We start from the raw sequence: 1,671 nt of genomic DNA on the forward strand, positions 1-1,671 counted from the left end.
GCCGTAGCACATTGGGAAGCGCCGGTTCGGGAGCCGCTATGGCCCTGATGGAGACAAGGCCGCGTAGCGGCCGCAGGGTTCATCAGGGCAAGCCATGGCCGGCCAGCGGGTGTCTAAAGTGAAGTTGTCGAGACAACACTTTGGAGGCCGACCGACCATGACCAAGCTCCCCCCTACGCCTGCTGGCGCCGTGCTGGTAGCCATCGACATGTCCAAGAACCGGCAGGAAGTCCTGATCGAGCGACCGGAAGGCGGCCGGCGCCGGCGGCTGTCCGTCATGGCAACCAAGAAGGACTATGACGACTTCGCCGAACAGCTCGCTGCCATCGGCCGTCCCATCGTCGTCGGGTTCGAGGCGACCGGAAATTACCATCGCACGCTGGCGCACAGACTGCTGACCGCGGGGTTCGAGCTACGCCTCATCTCGTCAGTCGCGCTCGCCCGCACGCGCGAGGCGCTGCACAACGGCTGGGACAAAAACGATTCCAAGGACGCCCAGGTCATCCTGCACATGCTGCGGATCGGGGCGACGCAGCGTTATGTCGATCCGCTGGCGGCCGGGATCAACGACCTGCAGGAACTGTCGAAGACCCACGAAACGATCTCCAAGGCCAAGACGCAAACCTGGCATCGGATCCTCACCCACTATTTGCCGCTCTACTTCCCTGAGATCGCCCGCTTCGCCGGCAACAGCAGATCCGACTGGTTTTTTGCGCTCATCGAGCGGTTCCCCACTCCTGCCAGCATCACCGCGCTCGACGCCGAGACATTCTCGGCCGTGGCCTGGCCTCTCATCGGCCGCAAGGTTTCCAAAGCGCGTCTTATCAATGACATATACGAAACGGCCTGCGCTTCGGTGGCTCTGCCAGTCCCGGAGGATTCGGCAGCAATCACCATGTTCCGTATGGTCATTGCGCAGGGGCGCAGTCTCATCCAGCAGCGTGACGAGATAGAGCGGCTTGCCCATGCCAGGCTGGCCGAGCATGTCGATTACCAGCTGCTGCGCAAGATTCCCGGCATCGGCCCGATCAACGCTCTGACCATCCTGGCGGAAGCCGGCGATCTGCGCCGGTTCAATCATCATCGCCAATTTCTGAAATTCTGCGGCCTCGATCTCGCGACGTGTCAGTCAGGCACGTTCCGTGGCCGGACAAAGCTGTCCAAGTACGGCAACGCACGATTGCGCCGGACTTTCTGGATGGCTGCTCAAGTTGCCGCGCGTCAGCGCGACAATAGCTTCCGCGATAAGCTCGGACGATATGTCGCCGGGCACGCGGACGATGCCGACCGTCGCCGCAAGGCGATGACGGCGCTCACCGCCAAGATGGCGCGCGTGGCTCACGCCGTCATCAAGACGGGGACAGAGTACCGGCCGTTCCTCGAACGGTCGGATGCCAGGTGGAAGGACCCCTCTCTGATGTGCCGTGAGGGCGCGAGAGCGACCCTGTAGATAATGTTCGGGCCTTCCACCTGGGTGCGTATCTCGTCTTAAGGATGGTGAGGACCACGGCCGCCTCGGCACCGCTGGATCCTGTGTTTGCTATGGCAGGGAGCGATCCCGTTGACGGTGGGAGCCATCTGGCTCAGAATGCATGCCGCGCCGATGGTTGTCGGCGCATGGATATCTGCTGGCTGAAACCCGCCGCTGCTTCCCAACATAGGACGTTGTCG

General features: G+C 62.5%; 1 pseudogene. It reads left to right on the forward strand.

The features are described from left to right. Positions 1–157: 157 nt before the first annotated feature. Positions 158–1,418 (forward strand): annotated as a pseudogene (locus XM50_RS00190) (IS110 family transposase). Positions 1,419–1,671 lie beyond the last annotated feature (253 nt).

The organism is Sphingomonas sp. Ag1 (genome assembly GCF_000980895.1).
GTDB classification, from domain to species: domain Bacteria; phylum Pseudomonadota; class Alphaproteobacteria; order Sphingomonadales; family Sphingomonadaceae; genus Sphingomonas; species Sphingomonas panaciterrae.